General features: G+C 72.7%; 16 protein-coding genes. 6 read left to right on the top strand and 10 right to left on the bottom strand.

Features of this window, described 5'->3' with window-relative positions; genetic code table 11:
- The first annotated feature begins 9 nt into the window (after positions 1-9).
- Positions 10-531: a ribonuclease HI gene (gene rnhA, locus V1633_RS15370; protein ID WP_331214985.1), complete on the top strand. Its 522-nt coding sequence runs from the start codon at positions 10-12 to the stop codon at positions 529-531.
- Positions 528-1,964 carry an MFS transporter gene (locus tag V1633_RS15365; RefSeq protein WP_331214984.1) on the top strand — a complete coding sequence of 479 codons (1,437 nt, stop codon included), beginning with the start codon at positions 528-530 and terminating at the stop codon, positions 1,962-1,964. The genes rnhA and V1633_RS15365 overlap by 4 nt, the downstream gene beginning before the upstream one ends.
- A 9-nt stretch (positions 1,965-1,973) precedes the next feature.
- Here the strand turns inward: V1633_RS15365 and V1633_RS15360 are convergent, their stop codons facing one another.
- Positions 1,974-3,461 carry a PQQ-dependent sugar dehydrogenase gene (locus tag V1633_RS15360; RefSeq protein ID WP_331214983.1) on the bottom strand — a complete coding sequence of 496 codons (1,488 nt, stop codon included), beginning with the start codon at positions 3,459-3,461 and terminating at the stop codon, positions 1,974-1,976.
- Between the two features lie 635 nt (positions 3,462-4,096).
- Here V1633_RS15360 and V1633_RS15355 point away from each other — a divergent pair.
- Positions 4,097-6,685: a beta-xylosidase/alpha-l-arabinosidase gene (locus tag V1633_RS15355; RefSeq protein WP_331214982.1), complete on the top strand. Its 2,589-nt coding sequence runs from the start codon at positions 4,097-4,099 to the stop codon at positions 6,683-6,685.
- A gap of 225 nt (positions 6,686-6,910) precedes the next feature.
- Positions 6,911-7,696: a DUF72 domain-containing protein gene (locus tag V1633_RS15350; protein WP_331214981.1), complete on the top strand. Its 786-nt coding sequence runs from the start codon at positions 6,911-6,913 to the stop codon at positions 7,694-7,696.
- A 54-nt stretch (positions 7,697-7,750) separates the two neighbouring features.
- Here the strand turns inward: V1633_RS15350 and V1633_RS15345 are convergent, their stop codons facing one another.
- From V1633_RS15345 to V1633_RS15325, 5 genes are all read right to left on the bottom strand, one after another.
- Positions 7,751-8,179, bottom strand: a complete 429-nt coding sequence (locus tag V1633_RS15345; RefSeq protein WP_331214980.1) for a DUF2267 domain-containing protein — start codon at positions 8,177-8,179, stop codon at positions 7,751-7,753.
- 171 nt (positions 8,180-8,350) lie between these two features.
- A complete protein-coding gene (locus tag V1633_RS15340; protein WP_331214979.1) occupies positions 8,351-9,220 on the bottom strand; it encodes a DUF72 domain-containing protein in 870 nt (289 codons plus the stop codon).
- 74 nt (positions 9,221-9,294) lie between these two features.
- On the bottom strand, positions 9,295-9,693 hold the full coding sequence (locus tag V1633_RS15335; protein ID WP_331214978.1) for a TraR/DksA family transcriptional regulator: 399 nt from the start codon (positions 9,691-9,693) through the stop codon (positions 9,295-9,297).
- 124 nt (positions 9,694-9,817) lie between these two features.
- Positions 9,818-10,453 carry a nucleoside/nucleotide kinase family protein gene (locus tag V1633_RS15330; RefSeq protein ID WP_331214977.1) on the bottom strand — a complete coding sequence of 212 codons (636 nt, stop codon included), beginning with the start codon at positions 10,451-10,453 and terminating at the stop codon, positions 9,818-9,820.
- Positions 10,454-10,683: 230 nt separating this feature from the next.
- Positions 10,684-11,283 carry a winged helix-turn-helix domain-containing protein gene (locus V1633_RS15325; protein WP_407952019.1) on the bottom strand — a complete coding sequence of 200 codons (600 nt, stop codon included), beginning with the start codon at positions 11,281-11,283 and terminating at the stop codon, positions 10,684-10,686.
- A gap of 195 nt (positions 11,284-11,478) precedes the next feature.
- On the opposite strand from V1633_RS15325, the gene V1633_RS15320 reads away from it, so the two are divergent.
- Positions 11,479-12,402: an AEC family transporter gene (locus V1633_RS15320; protein ID WP_331214975.1), complete on the top strand. Its 924-nt coding sequence runs from the start codon at positions 11,479-11,481 to the stop codon at positions 12,400-12,402.
- 93 nt (positions 12,403-12,495) lie between these two features.
- Here V1633_RS15320 and V1633_RS15315 read toward each other — a convergent pair whose 3' ends face one another.
- The 3 genes from V1633_RS15315 to V1633_RS15305 form a co-directional block, all read right to left on the bottom strand.
- Positions 12,496-13,203 (bottom strand): winged helix-turn-helix domain-containing protein, encoded by a 708-nt coding sequence (locus tag V1633_RS15315; protein ID WP_331214974.1) that lies wholly within the window; start codon positions 13,201-13,203, stop codon positions 12,496-12,498.
- Positions 13,204-13,255: 52 nt separating this feature from the next.
- Complete coding sequence (locus V1633_RS15310) at positions 13,256-13,759, bottom strand: rhodanese-like domain-containing protein (RefSeq protein WP_407952018.1); 504 nt, start codon at positions 13,757-13,759, stop codon at positions 13,256-13,258.
- A gap of 92 nt (positions 13,760-13,851) precedes the next feature.
- A complete protein-coding gene (locus V1633_RS15305; RefSeq protein WP_331214973.1) occupies positions 13,852-14,313 on the bottom strand; it encodes a cysteine dioxygenase in 462 nt (153 codons plus the stop codon).
- A gap of 168 nt (positions 14,314-14,481) precedes the next feature.
- Here V1633_RS15305 and V1633_RS15300 point away from each other — a divergent pair, with 168 nt between their 5' ends.
- Positions 14,482-15,426, top strand: coding sequence for a hypothetical protein (locus V1633_RS15300; protein WP_331214972.1), 945 nt, complete (start codon positions 14,482-14,484; stop codon positions 15,424-15,426).
- A gap of 100 nt (positions 15,427-15,526) precedes the next feature.
- Here V1633_RS15300 and V1633_RS15295 read toward each other — a convergent pair whose 3' ends face one another.
- Positions 15,527-16,228 (bottom strand): N-acyl homoserine lactonase family protein, encoded by a 702-nt coding sequence (locus V1633_RS15295; protein ID WP_331214971.1) that lies wholly within the window; start codon positions 16,226-16,228, stop codon positions 15,527-15,529.
- Between the last annotated feature and the right edge of the window lie 23 nt (positions 16,229-16,251).

Raw genomic sequence — 16,251 nt, 5'->3', positions numbered from 1 at the left:
GTTGCCCAGGTGACGGAGCAGCCAATCCCGCCGGTGGTCGACATCTACACCGACGGCGCCTGCAGCGGCAATCCCGGCCCGGGCGGTTGGGGCGCCGTGCTGCGGTACGGCACCCGGGAGAAGGAGATCCACGGCGGTGAGGCGACGGCCACCACCAACAACCGGATGGAGCTGATGGCGGCGATCCAGGCGTTGGAGAGCCTGACCCGACCGGTGTCGGTACGGCTGCACACCGACAGCACGTACCTGCGCGACGGCATCACCCGGTGGCTGCCGAACTGGAAGCGCAACGGCTGGCAGACCGCCGCGAAGCAGCCGGTGAAGAACGCCGACCTGTGGCAACGGCTGGAGGCGGCGGCCAACCGCCACGAGGTGCGCTGGCACTGGGTGAAGGGGCACGCCGGGCATCCGGAGAACGAGCGGGCGGACCGGCTCGCGGTACGCGGCCTGCGGGAGGCGTCATTTGGCACCGCGGGCCGGGTCAGTCCGCAACGCGGTCCCCGCGCCGGTTCCGGCTCCCGGCCCGGGTGAGCGGAGCACGGGCCGGCGCGACGCCGGTGCCACCTGAGCTGCCGGGAGTGGCGGAGCCGGCCGGGCTGCCCGCACCGCCGGCGGTGGCAGGGGCGGCGGTGGCAGGGGCGGCGGAACCGCCGGGAGTGGCGGAACCGCCGGACGGGCGGGCGCTGTGGCGCGGCCGGGACTTCCCGCTGTTCCTCGCCGGGCAGACCCTCGCCGCGCTGGGGAACTCGTTCTCGCTGATCGCCGTACCGCTGCTGGTGCTGCACGCCACCGGATCGATCGCCCAGATGGGGCTGCTGACCGGCCTGGCCGGCGGCGCGTCGGTCGTCGCCGGGGTCTTCGCCGGTTTCCTCGTCGACCGGGTCGACCGGAAGCGGTTGCTGATCGGCTGCGACCTGGCCCGGGCGGTCGGCTACGCGCTGATCCCGCTCGTCTGGCTCTGGTCGCCGCAGGTCTGGCTGCTCTACCTGGTGGCGCCGGCCGGCGCGGCGGTCGGGATGCTCTTCCAGGTCGGCTACGTCAGCGCGGTGCCGGCGCTGGTCGACCACGCGCAGATCACCCGGGCGAACGGCCACCTATACGCGAGCTACGCCGCCGCCGGGATCGCCGGGCCGCTACTGGCCGGGGCGCTCTCCGCGACGATCGGCCCGACCGCCGCGGTCGCGGTCAACGCGGGCACCTTCGTCTGCTCCGCGCTGGGGCTCCGCCTCGTCCGGTTCCGCGCCCGTGCCGTCGGGCCGGTGGAGCCGGACCACCGGGTCGGGCCCGGCGCCGCCACCCCGCCGGACGCCGAGCCGGGCGACACCGCCGGTGGGACCGCCCGCTGGTCGGACCTGCTGGTGGGTGCCCGTTTCCTCTGGCGCCATCCGGTGCTCCGGGCGCTGACCGTGGCGCTGTCGTTCCTGACCTTCCTGACCATCGGCCTGACCGACATCTTCATCTATCACGTGAAGCACGATCTGGGCCGGTCGGACGCGGCCGTCGGCTACGTGTTCGCCGCGGCGGCCGGCGGCACCATCGTGGCGGCGCTGCTGGTCGCCCCGGTACGCCGCCGACTCGGTTTCGGGATCTGCTGGATCGGTGCGTTCGCGCTCGCCGGGCTCGCCGTCGCCGGGGTGGGACTGACCGGGAACGTCCCCGCCCTCGCGGCACTGGTCACCGGATACACGTTCTGCACCGCGACCGCCGGCATCTGTTCGGTGTCGTTGCGTCAGCAGGTCACCCCGGAGCCGCTGCTCGGCCGGGTGACCTCGGCGTTCTGGACCCTGCACTCGGCGCTGGGCCCGCTCGGCGCGGCCGTGCTCACCGCCGCGGTGGCCCGCTACGGCACCACCCCGGTCTGCCTCGTGGCCGGCCTGCTCTGCCTGGGCATCGCCGCCGCCGCCACGCTGACCCCGATCCGGCAGCCCCGCCCTGAACTGGTCGCGGTTCAGGGCGAGGGCTGACCGGGGTGGTCAGCTGGCCGTGCAGGTGGGTGTCATACCGGTTCCGCTGCCGGTGCCCTGGAAGCCGAACTCGGTCGACTGTCCGGCGGCGATCCGACCGTTGTAGCTCACGTTCGTGAACGTGACCGCGCCGCTGGTGCCACTGCGTTGGCTGTTCCAGGAATTGGTGACGGCGGCACCGGACGGCAGGGTCACGCCCACCGACCAGCCGTTCGTGCCGGACGAGCCGGCGGTCACCCGTACCGTGGCGACGAAGCCGCCGTTCCACGAGTTCAGCGAGACCGAGGCGGAGCAGCCACCCGGACCCTGCGTCGGCGGGTTCGTCGGCGGGGTGGCGGGCGGCGTGGTCGGCGGGTTCGTCGGCGGCGGGGTGGTGGGCCGTGGCGTGGTCGGGGTCGGCGTCGGGGTCGCCCCGGCCGGCGGGAACCGCAGCACCCGGTCGTCGGTGGCGGCCGGCGTACCCCGGCCGTCCCGGTTGCTCGTCGTCACCCAGAGCGAGCCGTCGGGGGCCCGCTCGACCGTACGGAGGCGGCCGTAGGCGTTGACCAGCTGGGCGACCGGGGTACCGGCGCCGCCGTTGCCGGTCAGCGGCACCGTCCAGAGCCGGGCTCCCCGCAGCGCGGCGACGAACAGGACGTTGCCGTCGATGGTGGCGCCGCTCGGTGACGCCTCGGCGGTCGTCCAGGTGACGATCGGGTCCCGGAAGCGCGGGTCGTTGGCCCGGCCCTCCACGGTCGGCCAGCCGTAGTTGCCGCCGGGCACGATGTAGTTGACCTCGTCCCAGGTGTTCTGCCCGAACTCGCTGGCGTACAGCCGGCCCTGGGCGTCCCAGGCGAGTCCCTGGACGTTACGGTGGCCGAGGCTGTAGACCAGTGAGCCGGCGGTCGGGTTGTCGGCGGGAACACCGCCGTCCGGACGGAGCCGGAGGATCTTGCCGTTGCGGCTCTGCGGGTTCTGTGAGTTGGCGGTCTGGCCAGCGTCACCGACGCCGGCGTAGAGCATCCCGTCGGGACCGAAGGCGATCCGGCCACCGTCGTGGAAGTTGGCCCGGGCCAGCCCGGTGAGGATCGGCGTCTGGGTCTGCGGTGCGTCGAGCCGGAACCGGACGATCCGGTTGTCACTGCTCGAGGTGAAGTACGCGTAGACGTAGTTGTCCTGGGCGTACGTCGGCGAGACGGCCAGGCCCAACAGTCCTGCCTCACCGCCGGCCGAGACGCCGGAGATGGTGGTCACCTGCTGCGGACTCTGCCCGGGACGCACCCGCAGCACCCGGGCGCTGTTGCGTTCGGCGACCAGCGCGCTGCCGTCGGGCAGGAAGGCGAGACCCCAGGGCGTGTTGAGGTTGGCCGCGACGGTCTCCGGACGGCTGAAGTCGAACTCCCCGGCGGCCAGCACCGACACGTCGCCCGCCTGTGGTGTTGTCCCGGCGACCGCGAGTCCTGCCCCGCTCAGCCCGATGACCAGGGCCGCTCCCGCGACGAGAAGGCGGCTCCGCATGCCACACCTCCAGACCGGCCGGCCTGGTCCCCCGGGCCGACCACTGAGACAAAGATGAACGTGAATGTATCACGGATGTTGCGGGGTGAACTCCTCCACCGAGGGCGGGCGGGCCGGTCCCCGCCCGGCCGACCCGCCCGCGTCCTCGGCGGTCCCCCGCCCGTCTCACCCCCCGGAACGGGGGCCCGGTCCTCGCGCGCGGCCAGCGCGCGCCGCGCCGGGTTCAGACCCGCACAACAGAGATGATGATCACCTTCGTCGGGACACGCGGCTGGGATACCGTGCTCCCCCTGGGCTTCCGCATGCCCCGCCGTCCCTTCGAATCGCCGCCGCACCTGACCCACGTACGGCGGCCGGCGCCCCCTCACGCCCGGGCGGAACCGAAGTGTCCGCAAGTTTTCGGTGCCGGCCCGATAATTCGTCGTGATGCGGCGCACGCTACGACTCGATGATAGAACGGTCAATACCTATGTCTCGAGGAAACTTGCGAGCTACTTTCAGTCGCACTACCCTCTCGACGCGGGCCGGACTTTCCGGAAACATGTCGGAAGTACGCGCGCGACCACCACCCCAGTCACACACCGACGTGCGCCGGCTCTGGAACAGGCCCAGGAACAAGCGACAGGAGGCTGCTCGTGAGCAGCAACCGCAACGCCGCCGATACCCGTCGGACAACCAGCGAGGTCGGTCGGCTTGAGGTCAGCGCGGTACAGGACGGGCGTCCCCATGATGGACAGCTCACCGCCACCGCGCCCGGTATCCCGGCGGACGACCCACCATCCGTGAACATCATCGCGGCGGACCACACCCCGCCGAGCGGGCTGCCGGACGCCGCCCCGCTGCCCGACCCGCTGCCGGTCTGGCAGGACCCGAGCCTGCCGGTGGACCGCCGGGTCGAGGACCTGCTCCCCCGGCTTTCCCTGGAGGAGAAGGTGGCGCAGTTGTACGGCGTCTGGGTCGGGGGCAACTCGACCGGCGACGACCTCGCGCCGCACCAGCACGAGATGGTCAACGAGGCGCCCGACTGGCGCGACGTCATCGGTGCCGGCCTCGGGCAGCTCACCCGGGCCTTCGGCACCGCGCCGGTGGAGCCCGCCGACGGCGCCCGGGCACTGGCCCGGATGCAGGAGGAGATCACCGCCGCCAACCGGTTCGGCATCCCGGCGGTCGCCCACGAGGAGTGTCTCACCGGCTTCATGACCTGGAAGGCGACCGTCTACCCCACGCCGCTGGCCTGGGGCGCCACGTTCGACCCCGCGCTGGTCGAACGGATGGCGGCGCAGATCGGGACGTCGATGCGCCGGGTCGGCGTGCACCAGGGGCTGGCGCCGGTACTGGACGTGATCCGGGATCCCCGCTGGGGACGGACCGAGGAGTCGATCGGCGAGGACCCCTACCTGGTCGCCACCATCGGCACCGCGTACGTCCGCGGCCTCCAGTCGACCGGGGTGATCGCCACCCTCAAGCACTTCGTCGGATACTCCGCCTCCCGGGCCGGCCGCAACTTCGCACCGGTCGGGGTCGGCCCCCGCGAACTCGCCGACGTGCTGCTGCCGCCGTTCGAGATGGCGCTCCGGGACGGCGGTGCCGGTTCGGTGATGCACGCGTACACCGAGATCGACGGTGTTCCGCCGGCGGCCGACCCGGAACTGCTGACCCGGCTGCTCCGGGACGAGTGGGGTTTCACCGGCACGGTCGTCGCCGACTACTTCGGCATCAGCTTCCTGCAACGGCTGCACAGCGTCGCCGCCGACCTCGCCGAGGCGGGCGCGCTCGCCCTCGCCGCCGGGGTGGACGTCGAACTGCCCGCCGCGCACTGCTACGGCGCCCCGCTGATCGCCGCGGTCCGCGCCGGTACGGTGCCGGAGGCCCTGGTCGACCGGGCCGCGACCCGGGTGCTCCGGCAGAAGTGCGAGCTCGGCCTGCTCGACCCCGACTGGTCACCACTGCCCGCCGCGCTGACCGCCGGCGCCGACCGGGTCAACGGCGACGGGCCGGCCACCGGTGACCCGGGTGTCGACCTCGACCCGCCCAGCCACCGGGCGCTGGCCAGGGAACTGGCCGAGGAGTCGGTGGTGCTGCTGGCCAACTCCGGGACGCTGCCACTGCGACCGGAGTCCCGGATCGCCCTGGTCGGGCCGCTGGCCGACAGTGTCACCGGCATGCTCGGCTGCTACACGTTCCCCAGCCACGTCGGCAGCCAGCATCCGGAACTCCCGGACGGCGTCGAGATCCCGACCCTGCTGGCGGCTCTCCGCGACGAACTGCCGGGCACGTCCGTCACGCACGTCGTCGGCGCGCCGATCGACGGCACCGGGGCGGCCGACGATCTCGCCGCCGCGATCGAGTCGGCCCGACACGCCGACGTCTGCGTCGCGGTCCTCGGTGACCGGGCCGGCCTCTTCGGCAACGGCACCTCCGGCGAGGGTTCGGACGCCGCCGACCTGCGGCTGCTCCCGCCCCAGGCGGAACTGCTGGACGCGCTGCTCGACACGGGTACGCCGGTGGTCCTGGTCCTGCTCGCCGGCCGGCCGTACGCGCTCGGAGAGTGGGCCGACCGGCTGGCCGCGATCGTGCAGGCGTTCTTCCCCGGCGAGGAGGGCGGCCCGGCGGTCGCCCGGGTACTCAGCGGCCGGGTCTGCCCGTCGGGCCGGCTGCCGGTGAGTGTTCCGCACGGCCCCGCCGGGCAGCCGGCCAGCTATCTGACCCCGGCGCTGGGTCGGCGTACCGAGGTCAGCAGCGTGGACCCGACGCCGCTCTTCCCGTTCGGGCACGGCCTGTCGTACACCGAGTTCGTCTGGCCGGAGGTCCGGGTGGACGGCGTGGTCCCGGTGGCCGACCAGCCGGTGGAGGTACCGACCGACGGCGCGGTCACGGTCTCCGTCGCCGTACGGAACACCGGTGACCGCGAAGGCACCGAGGTGGTGCAGCTCTACCTGCACGATCCGGTCGCCCAGGTGACCCGGCCGGTGGTCCGGCTGATCGGGTACGCCCGGGTGACCCTCGCCCCCGGCCAGACCGGACAGGTGGACTTCGACGTGCACGCCGACCTCACCTCGTTCACCGGTCGGCAGGGACACCAGATCGTCGAACCTGGCGACCTGGAACTGCGGCTCTCCGCCTCCAGTGCGGAGCACCGGCACACCGTCGCGGTCCGGCTGGTCGGCCCGGAACGCCAGGTGGGCCTGGACCGCCGCCGCGTCTGCGAGGTGGCGTTGCGGTAGCCGCGTCGGTGGGGCCGGGCCCGCGGCGGGGTCCGGTCCCACCCCGGCCCCCTGCGGGTCCACCGCGCGGCGCTGCCGCCGTACGTCATCCGACGCCGCCGCGAGAGGCGGCGCCGAAAAGTCCGGTACGCTACGGGTCTTGCCACAAGCGCCTTCAGCTCCCAGGCTGAAGGCGCAGAATCAGCGAGCTCGTGGCCACCCGGGCTCAAGGCCAGTGGAGCCGAGATGATCCTCGTCGGCACCTCCGGATGGCAGTACACCGACTGGCGCGGCCGGTTCTACCCGTCCGGCGTGCCGCAGGCGCGCTGGCTGGAGCACTACGCCGCACGCTTCGGCACGGTCGAGGTGAACAACGCCTTCTACCGGCTCCCGGAGCGGGAGGTCTTCGCCCGGTGGCGGGACCGGACCCCGGACGACTTCCAGATCGCCGTCAAGATGAGCCGCTTCCTGACCCACATCAAGCGGCTACGCGACCCGTCCGAACCGGTCGCCCGCTTCCTCGACCGGGCCACCGCGCTCGGCGACCGGCTCGGCCCGGTACTGCTGCAACTGCCACCCACCCTGCCGGCCGACACCGCGATCCTGGACGCGGCCCTGGCGCTCTTCCCCGCCGAGGTCCGGGTGACCGTCGAGCCCCGGCATCCGTCCTGGTGGGTGGAGCCGGTCCGGCGGGTGCTGGAGCGCCGTGGTGCGGCGCTGTGCTGGGCCGACCGGGGCGGCCGGCCGGTGACGCCGCTGTGGCGTACCGCGGACTTCGGCTACCTCCGCCTGCACGAGGGTCGCGCCCACCCTCGTCCCCGGTACGGCCGGGCCGCGCTGCGCTCCTGGCTGGACCGGATCACCACCACGTTCACCGACGACGAGACCGCGTACGTCTACTTCAACAACGACCCCGGCGGAGCCGCCGTCGTCGACGCGGTCGCACTCGCCGGAACCGCTCGACGCCGGAACATACCGGTCGGCCGGACACCACGGCGCGGGACCGACGCCGTTGTCGGTCCCGCGCCGTAGCGGCTCGGCGGTCCGGCGTCCGCGTCCGGGGCGGCGCCATCCGGCCACCCGGGATCACGGCATGATCGTGGTCAGGTCCTTCGGCATGCTCGACCTGACGTCGTCCCACTCGCCGTCGGTGACGTGCCTGCGCAGCGCGTTCAGCACGGTGTTCACCACCGTCGCCGGGCCACCCTCGACGTCGAACGGGAAACCGGCCCGCACCTCGTAGAGGAACTCCTCCCGGTTCAGCTTGATCGGCACCACGCTCGGATCCCAACCCTCGAAGTAGATGCCCCGGACCAGTGCCGGCAACTGGGCCGCGAAGTGCGCGCTCTCCTGCACCGGCAGCCGGTCCCGCAGCAGGTGCAGCACCGTACGGAGGGCGGCGTACGACTGGTTGCGGCGCTCCTTCGGCCACCCGTACGCCTGCTCGATGTCCTTCAGAATGATGTTGGTCTTGTCTATCGACGACTCGAAGGCCGAGTACGCATTGTTCGGCACGACTGATCCCCCGTCCCGTCTGGCGACCGGCGACGCCGGCGCGCTGCCCGTGACCAGGCGCCCGGGACGTCACCCGGGTACGCCTTCCACTCCACACCCTCGCCATGCTCGCCGCCGTACGGGTGAATCCCGCTCACCCGCCCCGGGTGAATCCGCCCGCAGGCCGCCGGGTCACTCGCCCAGCAGGTCGGTCAACCGCTCGGCGTCACGCTGGGCGTAGTCCCGGTAGCAGTTGTTCATCAGCACGTGCGTCTGCTCGGCCTGGCCGGCCAGTTCACGCAGTTTCGGCGCCCAGTCGGCCAGTTCCCGTTCGGAGTAGCGGTAGCCGAACCGTTCGTAGATGTCCTTGCTGTCCCACTTCTCGCTGTGTCCGTGAAACCGGACCACGGCGAGTTCGGCGGTCGCGGCCAACACCGGCGGCACCGACGACCGGTGCCCCTGCGGCATGTCCACGCAGACGTAGGGCAGCCGGTGCCGGCGTAGGAAGTCCAGCGTCTCCGCCTCGTTGTCGCCGTCGAACCAGGAGGCGTGCCGGAACTCGAAGACAGCCCGGATCGGCGCGCAGCGTTCGCGCACCTCGAGCAGGTACTGCTTGTTGTCCCGCCGGATGGTGAACCACGGCGGGAACTGGAAGAGCACGGCACCCAACTTACCGGCGTGGGCCAGTGGCTCCAACGCGGTCAGGAACCGGGTCCACACCTCCTCGTACGTCTGCGCGTCCAGGTCACCGGGATAGACGTTCCGTTTCTCCGTCTCCGGTCGGAGGTCCTTGTAGAGCGCGGAGACCCGGGTCGGGTGTCCGGTGAGCAGGCTGAACGCCTTCACGTTGAAGGTGAAACCGGCCGGGGTGCGCTCCGCCCACAGTCGCGCGGTCCGCTCCGCCGGTGGGGAGTAGTAGGTGGCGTCCACCTCGACCAGCGGAAATCGGCTCGCGTAATGGGCGAGACGCCGCTGCGGGGTGTCCGCGGCGGCCGGATACCAACCGGACTCCAGCAGGGTCCGGTCCGTCCACGACGCGGTACCGACCTTGATGCCGCCCATCGCTCCCGTGCACCCGTCCCGTCACCGACCAGCGGGCCGGACGTGTACCCGACCAGGGTTCCCGGCGCCCCGACTCAGGCCGCCCGACGCTCCCGGTTCTGCTTGCAGGAGACGCAGGTGGTCGCCGCCGGGAAGATTTCCAGCCGCTCGACCGGGATCGAGTTCCCGCACCCCTCGCACCAGCCGTACGTCCCCTCCTCCAGCCGGCCCAGCGCGTGTTCGAACTGCGCCCGCCGGTCGAGGATGGCCCGCAGCAGCGACTGGGCGGTGTCCCGCTCGGCGGTCTTCGTGCCGCTGTCGGCCTGGTCGTCGCCGGCGGTGTCACCGATCTCCACCAGACGGAGCACCTGGCTCTGCGCCATCGCCTCGTCGTACTCGACGGTCAGCTCGTCGTAGCGGGCCTTCAGGGCACGGCGGATCTCGTCCATGTCCGCCGCAGAACGGCCGGTACCGATTGCCTCGTTGACGAGCATGCGCTGCCTGCCTTTCCGTCGGGGCGACGGATCCGCCCTCCAGGACGGGATTGTCCGGTGCGGTCCGTCACGAGCAGCGCGAATACCCAGCGGCCAGGCGCGCCAAACCGACGATTCCGCGGAGTCAACCGTCCAGGGCGTCGACCATGGCCGGATGGCGCGGGTCATCCATCCGGATCAGTACGTCGGCGAACGCGGCCGGGTCGACCTCCTCGGCGTAGCGGGCGAACGCCGGCAGCGTCCAGTGCCACTCCCCGGGGGTACGTCGGGCGAGCGCACCGGTCGAGAGCACGAGGTGGATGGTCAGGTCGAACGGCAGGCCGCCGCCGAGCAGCAGGGCGCCGCTGACCAGCACCACACCGTTCGGCGGAAGGGACCGGTAACCGGCCCGGGTGGCCCGGTCGGTCTCCGGGTTCCACAGCGACGGCAGGATCCGGCCCGAACCGGCCGGGCCGGCGGGGTCGAGGACCTCGCGCCGCAGGCCCGCCTCGTCGAGCCAGCCCAGGTAGTAGGCGTCGGGGTTGGTCCGACCCTGCTCGTAGCGCAGCGACGCCGGCCGCAGGAAGTCCCGGCTGTCGACGCGTACGGCCGGGCGGCCCCGGACCCGCAGCGGGTCGACCAGCGCGTCGGCGAGCCGGTCCGGTTCGGCGGCCGGCGGGCCGTCGACCGCGACCCGGAGCCGGGCGTCGGGTCGCTCGCCGGCCAGCCGCTCGGCCAACTCGGCGACGAGCAGCTCCGGAGTGATCGGTCGGACCCGCACCCGATCATCCTGCCGGTTCGGCGGGAACCGTGGACGAGGAGCCCCCTACCGCCGACCGTGGCCCCTTCGCCGCCTTCTGTCGCGCGTCGCGGCGGCGCAGGGTCGGCCAGCCGCCGAGCAGTGCCGCCGTGGTCCAGGGCACGAGCAGGCCCACCCGGTCCACGGGCCGCGCGGCCAGGGCGCCCACGCGGGCCGCCGGTGGCCCGCGCCGGCCGGGACGACGGAGCGGCTCAGCCGTTGCGGTCGACGGTCACCAGGGCCTCGTCGGCGAGCCGGTAGCCCACTCCGTAGACGGTGGTGATCAGGGGTACGTCGGTGCCGACCTTGCCCCGGAGTCGACGGATGTGCACGTCGACGGTACGCAGCCCGGTGTGCTCGTATCCCCATACCGCCGCCAGCAGCTGGAGCCGGGTGAAGACCCGGCGGGGGTTGTCGACCAGGTGCATCAGCAGGTCGAACTCGAGTCGGGTCAACGGCAGCGGTTCGCGCCCCCGGATGACCGACCGGGACGCGGCGAGGATGTGCAGGCCACCCGGATCGGTGTCGGGCACCGCCGGCGCGGGAGCCGGCTCGGGCCGCCGTTCGACGACGGGGGGAAGGGTGCCGCTGACCGTCGCCTCGCCCCGCTCGACGAGTTCACGGGCGGCCTCGAGCAGCCGGCGGGCCGGGGCGGTCAACGACTCCTCGCAGCCGACGAGCGGGATGGAGAGGGTCACCGTCAGGGTCGGCGAGGCGGGACCGGGACGTCGCGACGCTGCAGGAGGCCTGCCGGGTCCGGCCGGCTGGGTGAGCTGCCACCCGGCACGTGACGAGGTGGGGCTGACCGACATGCTTCTCCTTGGCTGCTCCGGATGTTTCCCCCCGCGGCCCGAAACGCCGCCTGGTCGATGCTTCCGGGCACCAGGGCGAGGGTCAAGGGGACACGGCGTTGCGTGACTGTGACAATCGACAAACTCAACGGAATCACTTGCTTGCTCTTAGTACCAGATCTTGTCGATCACGACGCACCCGGCAGGATGGTCGGCATGCGGGAGGTGCTGACGGGATTCGCGGTGATCTGGGCGGTCACCCTGGTCGGCTACCTCGTCGGTCGGTACACCCTGCTCGGCCCCGAGGGCACCGCGGTGATCGCCCGCCTCGTTTTCCTTATCGCCACCCCGGCGCTGCTGTTCAGCACGCTCGCCCGTTCCACAGTGGCCGGCATGGTCACCCCCGCACTGGCCGCGTTCGTGCTGAGCACTCTGATCGTGGCGGCGGCCTATCTGCTGATCGCCCGCCACCTCTGGCACCGCAGCACCGGGGAGGCGGTCGTCGGGGCACTGTGCGCCTCGTACGTCAACGCCGCCAACCTGGGCATCCCGGTCGCGGCGTACGTGCTGGGCGACGTCTCCTTCGTCGCCCCGGTCCTGATCTTCCAGGTGCTGATCGCGGCGCCGCTCGCGCTGGCCGTACTGGACCTCACCGCGGCCAACCGTCGACCCTCGCCGCGTCGGCTGGTCCTGTTGCCGGCCCGGAACCCGATCATGCTGGGTTGCGCGGCCGGGCTGGCCGTCGCCGTCTCCGGCTGGACGCCGCCGGCCGAGGTGCTCCGCCCGTTCGAACTGGTCGGTTCGGCCGCGGTGCCGTTGGCGCTGCTCGCACTCGGCATGTCCCTGCCGGGCAGCCGCCCGCTGGCCAACGCCCCCGACGCCGGACAGCGGTACGTCGCGGTCGTCCTCAAGGTGCTGGTGCAGCCGGCCCTGGCGTACCTGCTGGCGCGGTTCGTCCTGCACCTGACCGGGCCGGCCCTGCTGGCCGCCGTGGTGACCTCGGCACTGCCGACCGCACAGAACGTCTTCGTCTTCGCCACCCACTACCGGCAGGCCCGGTCACTGGCCCGGGACGCGGTGGTGCTCTCCACCGTCGCCGCCGCCGTCTCGCTCGTCGTGATCGCCGCCTGGCTGGGCTGACTGGCGTCGGCGGTCGCCCGGGCCGGTCCGCGGCATGCCGCCCGGGCCGGTTCCGACCGTCGTCGGCTCAGCCGTCCGTCCCCGACCGACAGTTCACTCCAGATCCTCGACCCGGACCCGGGCGTCGTCGGCGAGCCGGTAGCCCACCCCGTGCACCGTGGTCACCAGTGGCACCCCGTCACCCACCTTGGCCCGCAACCGCCGGACGTGCACGTCCACGGTACGGGCCACCGCGTGCTGGTAGCCCCAGACGCCGGCCAGCAGTTGCGTCCGGGTGAAGACCCGGCGGGGGTGCCGGGCGAGGAAGAGCAGGAGGTCGAACTCGAGCCGGGTCAACGGCAGGGCGAGCCCGTCACGGAGCACCACCCGTGGTCCGGTGAGGAGCCGTACGGGTTCATGGCCGATGGCGCCACCGACGCCGGTGGCGCCGACAGCGCGCCGGTCGGTCTCGTCGGCGCCGACCATCGACCGGCCACCAGCGTCAGTCACGCCTCCGGTGGAGCCGCCGCCGTCGGAACCAGCCGCCCGGTCCGCACCGGCGGTACGGACCGGAAGCAGCTCAGCGACCGGAGACGGATCGGCCACGCCGGTCACCGCGAGGGTGCCGTCCCCCTGGTCCGCCAGGTCGCGGGCCAGTTCGAGCAGGAGTGCGAGTTGGGCCGGCAGCCGCTCGCCGGCCAGCGGGAGCTCCAGGGTGAGCCGGAGGGTGGGGACGTTGGACGGCACCGGCCGTCGACGGGTCGTGTTACGGCCCGGTCCTCCCGGGGAGGGAGTGCGCGGGTGGATGGCGATGACCGACATGGAAAGCTCCTCGGTGGACTACTGCCCGGTCCGTCCCGCGCGGTGGCACGGGTCAGGTGAAGGCGCGCCGGGCGGTGGCCGGCACGAGGGTGGTGCGCTGGGCGAAGAGGTCGTCCGGTCCGAACGCGGGCAGACCGGCCACCCGCCAGGCGACGAAGCCGCCGACGACGTCGGTGGCCCGGTGCAGACCGAGGTCCTGCAGCGCTGCGGCGGCCAGCGAGGACGTGTAGCCCTCCTGGCAGAAGACGATGACCGGCAGGTCGTACCGGTCCGCGACGGGCAGCCGACTGGAGCTGCGCGGGTCGAACCGCCATTCCAGTACGTTCCGCTCGACGATGAGTGCGCCGGGAATGGCTCCGGTGGCGGCCCGCTGGGCGGCGGGGCGGATGTCCACCAGGACGGCGCCGGCGCGCGCGGCCAGATGCGCCTGCTCCGGTTCCCGCCGACGCAGCCGTCGCCGCGCGGCGGCGAGGATCTCGTCGATGCTCCGCGAACCCACCGGAGCCGCCGGGCCACGACAGCCCTCGGTCGGCTCCCGGAGATTGGTCAGTTCCACTCGTACGGTCCTTCCCGTCCTGTCCGGCGATGTCGCAGACCCTGACACGTCCACACCCGCCGGATACCTCCGGCGCGCGGCGCCGTCGGTGTTCACCAGGCGACTCCCGCCTCGGCCACCTCGACGACCCGCAGTACACCGGCCTCCAGCCGGTAACTGGTCATCCGGCGCAGTGCCGGGCGGTAGACGTGCACGCTGACCGCGGGCCGCGCCGAGTTGTTCGCCACCCGGTGCACGTGGCGGGCACCGAACCGGCGCCCGGTGCCCGGCCCGAGTTCCCGTGGGCGCAACCGGCCACCCACCACCGTCTCCTCGGTCAGGGTGCCGTCGGCGACCAGGAAGGCCCCGGCCGATCCCCCGTGGTCGTGCAGTTCCGTGTGCTGCCCGGGCAGCCAGGTGAGCAACCAGACCTCGTGGTCGGTCGCGGTGGCGAGTCGGTGGTACCAGCGCCGCGCCGGGTCGAACCGCAGCGGCACCGGCCAACCGGCCAGGCCGCTGGCGCCTGCGGCGTACCGGCGGGCGACGGCAAGCGGATCGGAGGGTCCGGAGATCATGGGTACGTCCTCGGGAGCGGGTGGTACGGCCGGTCACGATGATAGCCCATAAAACCTATCTGCTTTGTAGGGTTTTCCACAACCCACTCCCCAGCGACGGGCGTCAGCCAATCTCGATCTTGTGGTAGCTGGCTACCGTGAGGCCGGGACGATCAGGAGGTGCCTGTCGTGGCAGAACGGACAGACGACAACCACGAACCCGCCGAGCCGGCGGAGACCGGCTCGAAGCCCGCCGAAACCGGCGGACACCGCAAGCGGTCGACAGGTGCCGTACTCGGCGCCGCGTTCATCGCGCTCGCCTCGGTCGCGACCTGGTACATCGACCATCGCACCGAGTCGCTGGACGCGGAGCAGGACGCGCGGGACCGGGCCGCGTTCGCCGAGGTCTGCAACGATCCCGTCCGGGCCGCCGCGCTCGTCACCAACACCCCGTCCCTCGCCAGCACGTGTCCGATCGGCCTGCGTCACCTGCTGTCGATACCGGCGGACGAGGTCGACCCGGGACCGGAACTCCTGAACGCCTATCTGGACCGCCTCTTCACGTTGCTGGACGCGCGGATCCCGAGTGACGTCACGCCGTACCTCGACGCACTGCACCACGACAACGTCTACAGCACGGCCCTCCAGGAACTGCACCGCAACGCGCGGCGGTGCGAGGTGCTCCTGCCGAGCAGCGCGCCACCGGCGGCGACGCCCGGCCCGACCGGCAACTTCTGGGACGACTGGCAGCGCATCGAGGTCGCCCCGCAACCCCGGTCGGTACGGACGACCGAAGACCCGGACGGGCACGCCGTCATCACGGCGCGCGTCGTCGACACCACGCCGGCCTGCCTGACCCGCCCCACACTCGAGTCGGCCCCGCCACCGCGCTACACCGGCACCACGGCGCTGACCCTGTCCTTCGTCAACGGCACCGGTCCGAGCGGCGAGCAGGTGCGGCTGCTCACCCGCCTCGACGCCTGCCCGGTCCGACCGGACCCGCTGGCCGCCGAACCCGTGGTCAGCACGTACACGCTGACCCGGCGCCAGTCGCTCCGCAGCGACATCTCCGACTCCCTCTTCCGCTACGCCGGCAGCGGCTGCCCCGGGGCGACCGCCCCGACCGGCGGCTGACGGGTACACCCGGGCGGTGAGCCGCCCCCGTGCAGGCCCGGTCGAGGGAAGCCGCCAACCGGCCGGGGGCGAAGCCCGTCACCGCGACCCACCGGCGCGCCTACGACGGCTCCCAGACGGCGCCATCGTGCGCGAAGAGCACCCGGGCCGGATCGAGGTCCACCAGCCGGGCCAGCCATCCCGGCACCGGCGGCAGCGGGTCGGCGACCCCGTCCCGGGACGCCCGCAGGGCCAGCACGTCCCAGGCGTACTCGGAGGCGAAGTCCCGGGCCTGGCCGGCGAGGACCACCGTGCCGTCCGGCTGCCGTACGGCCAGGGACTGGTGTCCGACGGTGTGCCCGGCGGTGGGGATCACCCACACCCCGGGCCAGAGTTCGGCCTCGCCGTCGAGTTCCTCGTAGCGGGCACCGGGAAAGTCGACAAGTTCCGCGATGGTGTGCCCGGGAGCCTGGGCCGCGGCCAGCTCGGCCCGCTGGACGACGATCGGGCGCCCGGGCAGCGACCGGTTACCGCCACAGTGGTCGAAGTGCAGGTGGCAGTTGACGACCAGCGAGACGTCCTCGGGACGCACCCCGGCGGCGGCCAACGCGGCGGCCAACGGACGGCGCCGTGGCCGGTAGTGTGCCTCGGTCCCCGGGTCGACCTCACCGATCCCGGTGTCGAAGAGGACCAACCCTTCGGGCCGGCGGACCAGGTAGCCGTACACCGGCTCGACCCGGGGATGCGGCCGGCCCGCCTCCTCGGCCGGCCTGACGAAATAGCCGAGGTCCAGTCGTCGCACCGTGCCGCCGCCGTCGGTCATCACCTCATTCTCGGTGGTGGCGG

The organism is Plantactinospora sonchi (genome assembly GCF_036422035.1).
GTDB lineage: Bacteria > Actinomycetota > Actinomycetes > Mycobacteriales > Micromonosporaceae > Plantactinospora > Plantactinospora sonchi.
This window is presented reverse-complemented; position numbering and strand designations above follow the sequence as displayed.

Excerpts from the sequence above, each read along its gene's own strand:
- V1633_RS15360 (WP_331214983.1), bottom strand. The coding sequence starts at position 3,461 with ATGCGGAGCCGCCTTCTCGTCGCGGGAGCGGCCCTGGTCATCGGGCTG.
- V1633_RS15350 (WP_331214981.1), top strand. The coding sequence starts at position 6,911 with ATGATCCTCGTCGGCACCTCCGGATGGCAGTACACCGACTGGCGCGGC.
- V1633_RS15340 (WP_331214979.1), bottom strand. The coding sequence starts at position 9,220 with ATGGGCGGCATCAAGGTCGGTACCGCGTCGTGGACGGACCGGACCCTG.
- V1633_RS15335 (WP_331214978.1), bottom strand. The coding sequence starts at position 9,693 with ATGCTCGTCAACGAGGCAATCGGTACCGGCCGTTCTGCGGCGGACATG.
- V1633_RS15325 (WP_407952019.1), bottom strand. The coding sequence starts at position 11,283 with ATGTCGGTCAGCCCCACCTCGTCACGTGCCGGGTGGCAGCTCACCCAG.
- V1633_RS15320 (WP_331214975.1), top strand. The coding sequence starts at position 11,479 with ATGCGGGAGGTGCTGACGGGATTCGCGGTGATCTGGGCGGTCACCCTG.
- V1633_RS15315 (WP_331214974.1), bottom strand. The coding sequence starts at position 13,203 with ATGTCGGTCATCGCCATCCACCCGCGCACTCCCTCCCCGGGAGGACCG.
- V1633_RS15305 (WP_331214973.1), bottom strand. The coding sequence starts at position 14,313 with ATGATCTCCGGACCCTCCGATCCGCTTGCCGTCGCCCGCCGGTACGCC.
- V1633_RS15295 (WP_331214971.1), bottom strand. The coding sequence starts at position 16,228 with ATGACCGACGGCGGCGGCACGGTGCGACGACTGGACCTCGGCTATTTC.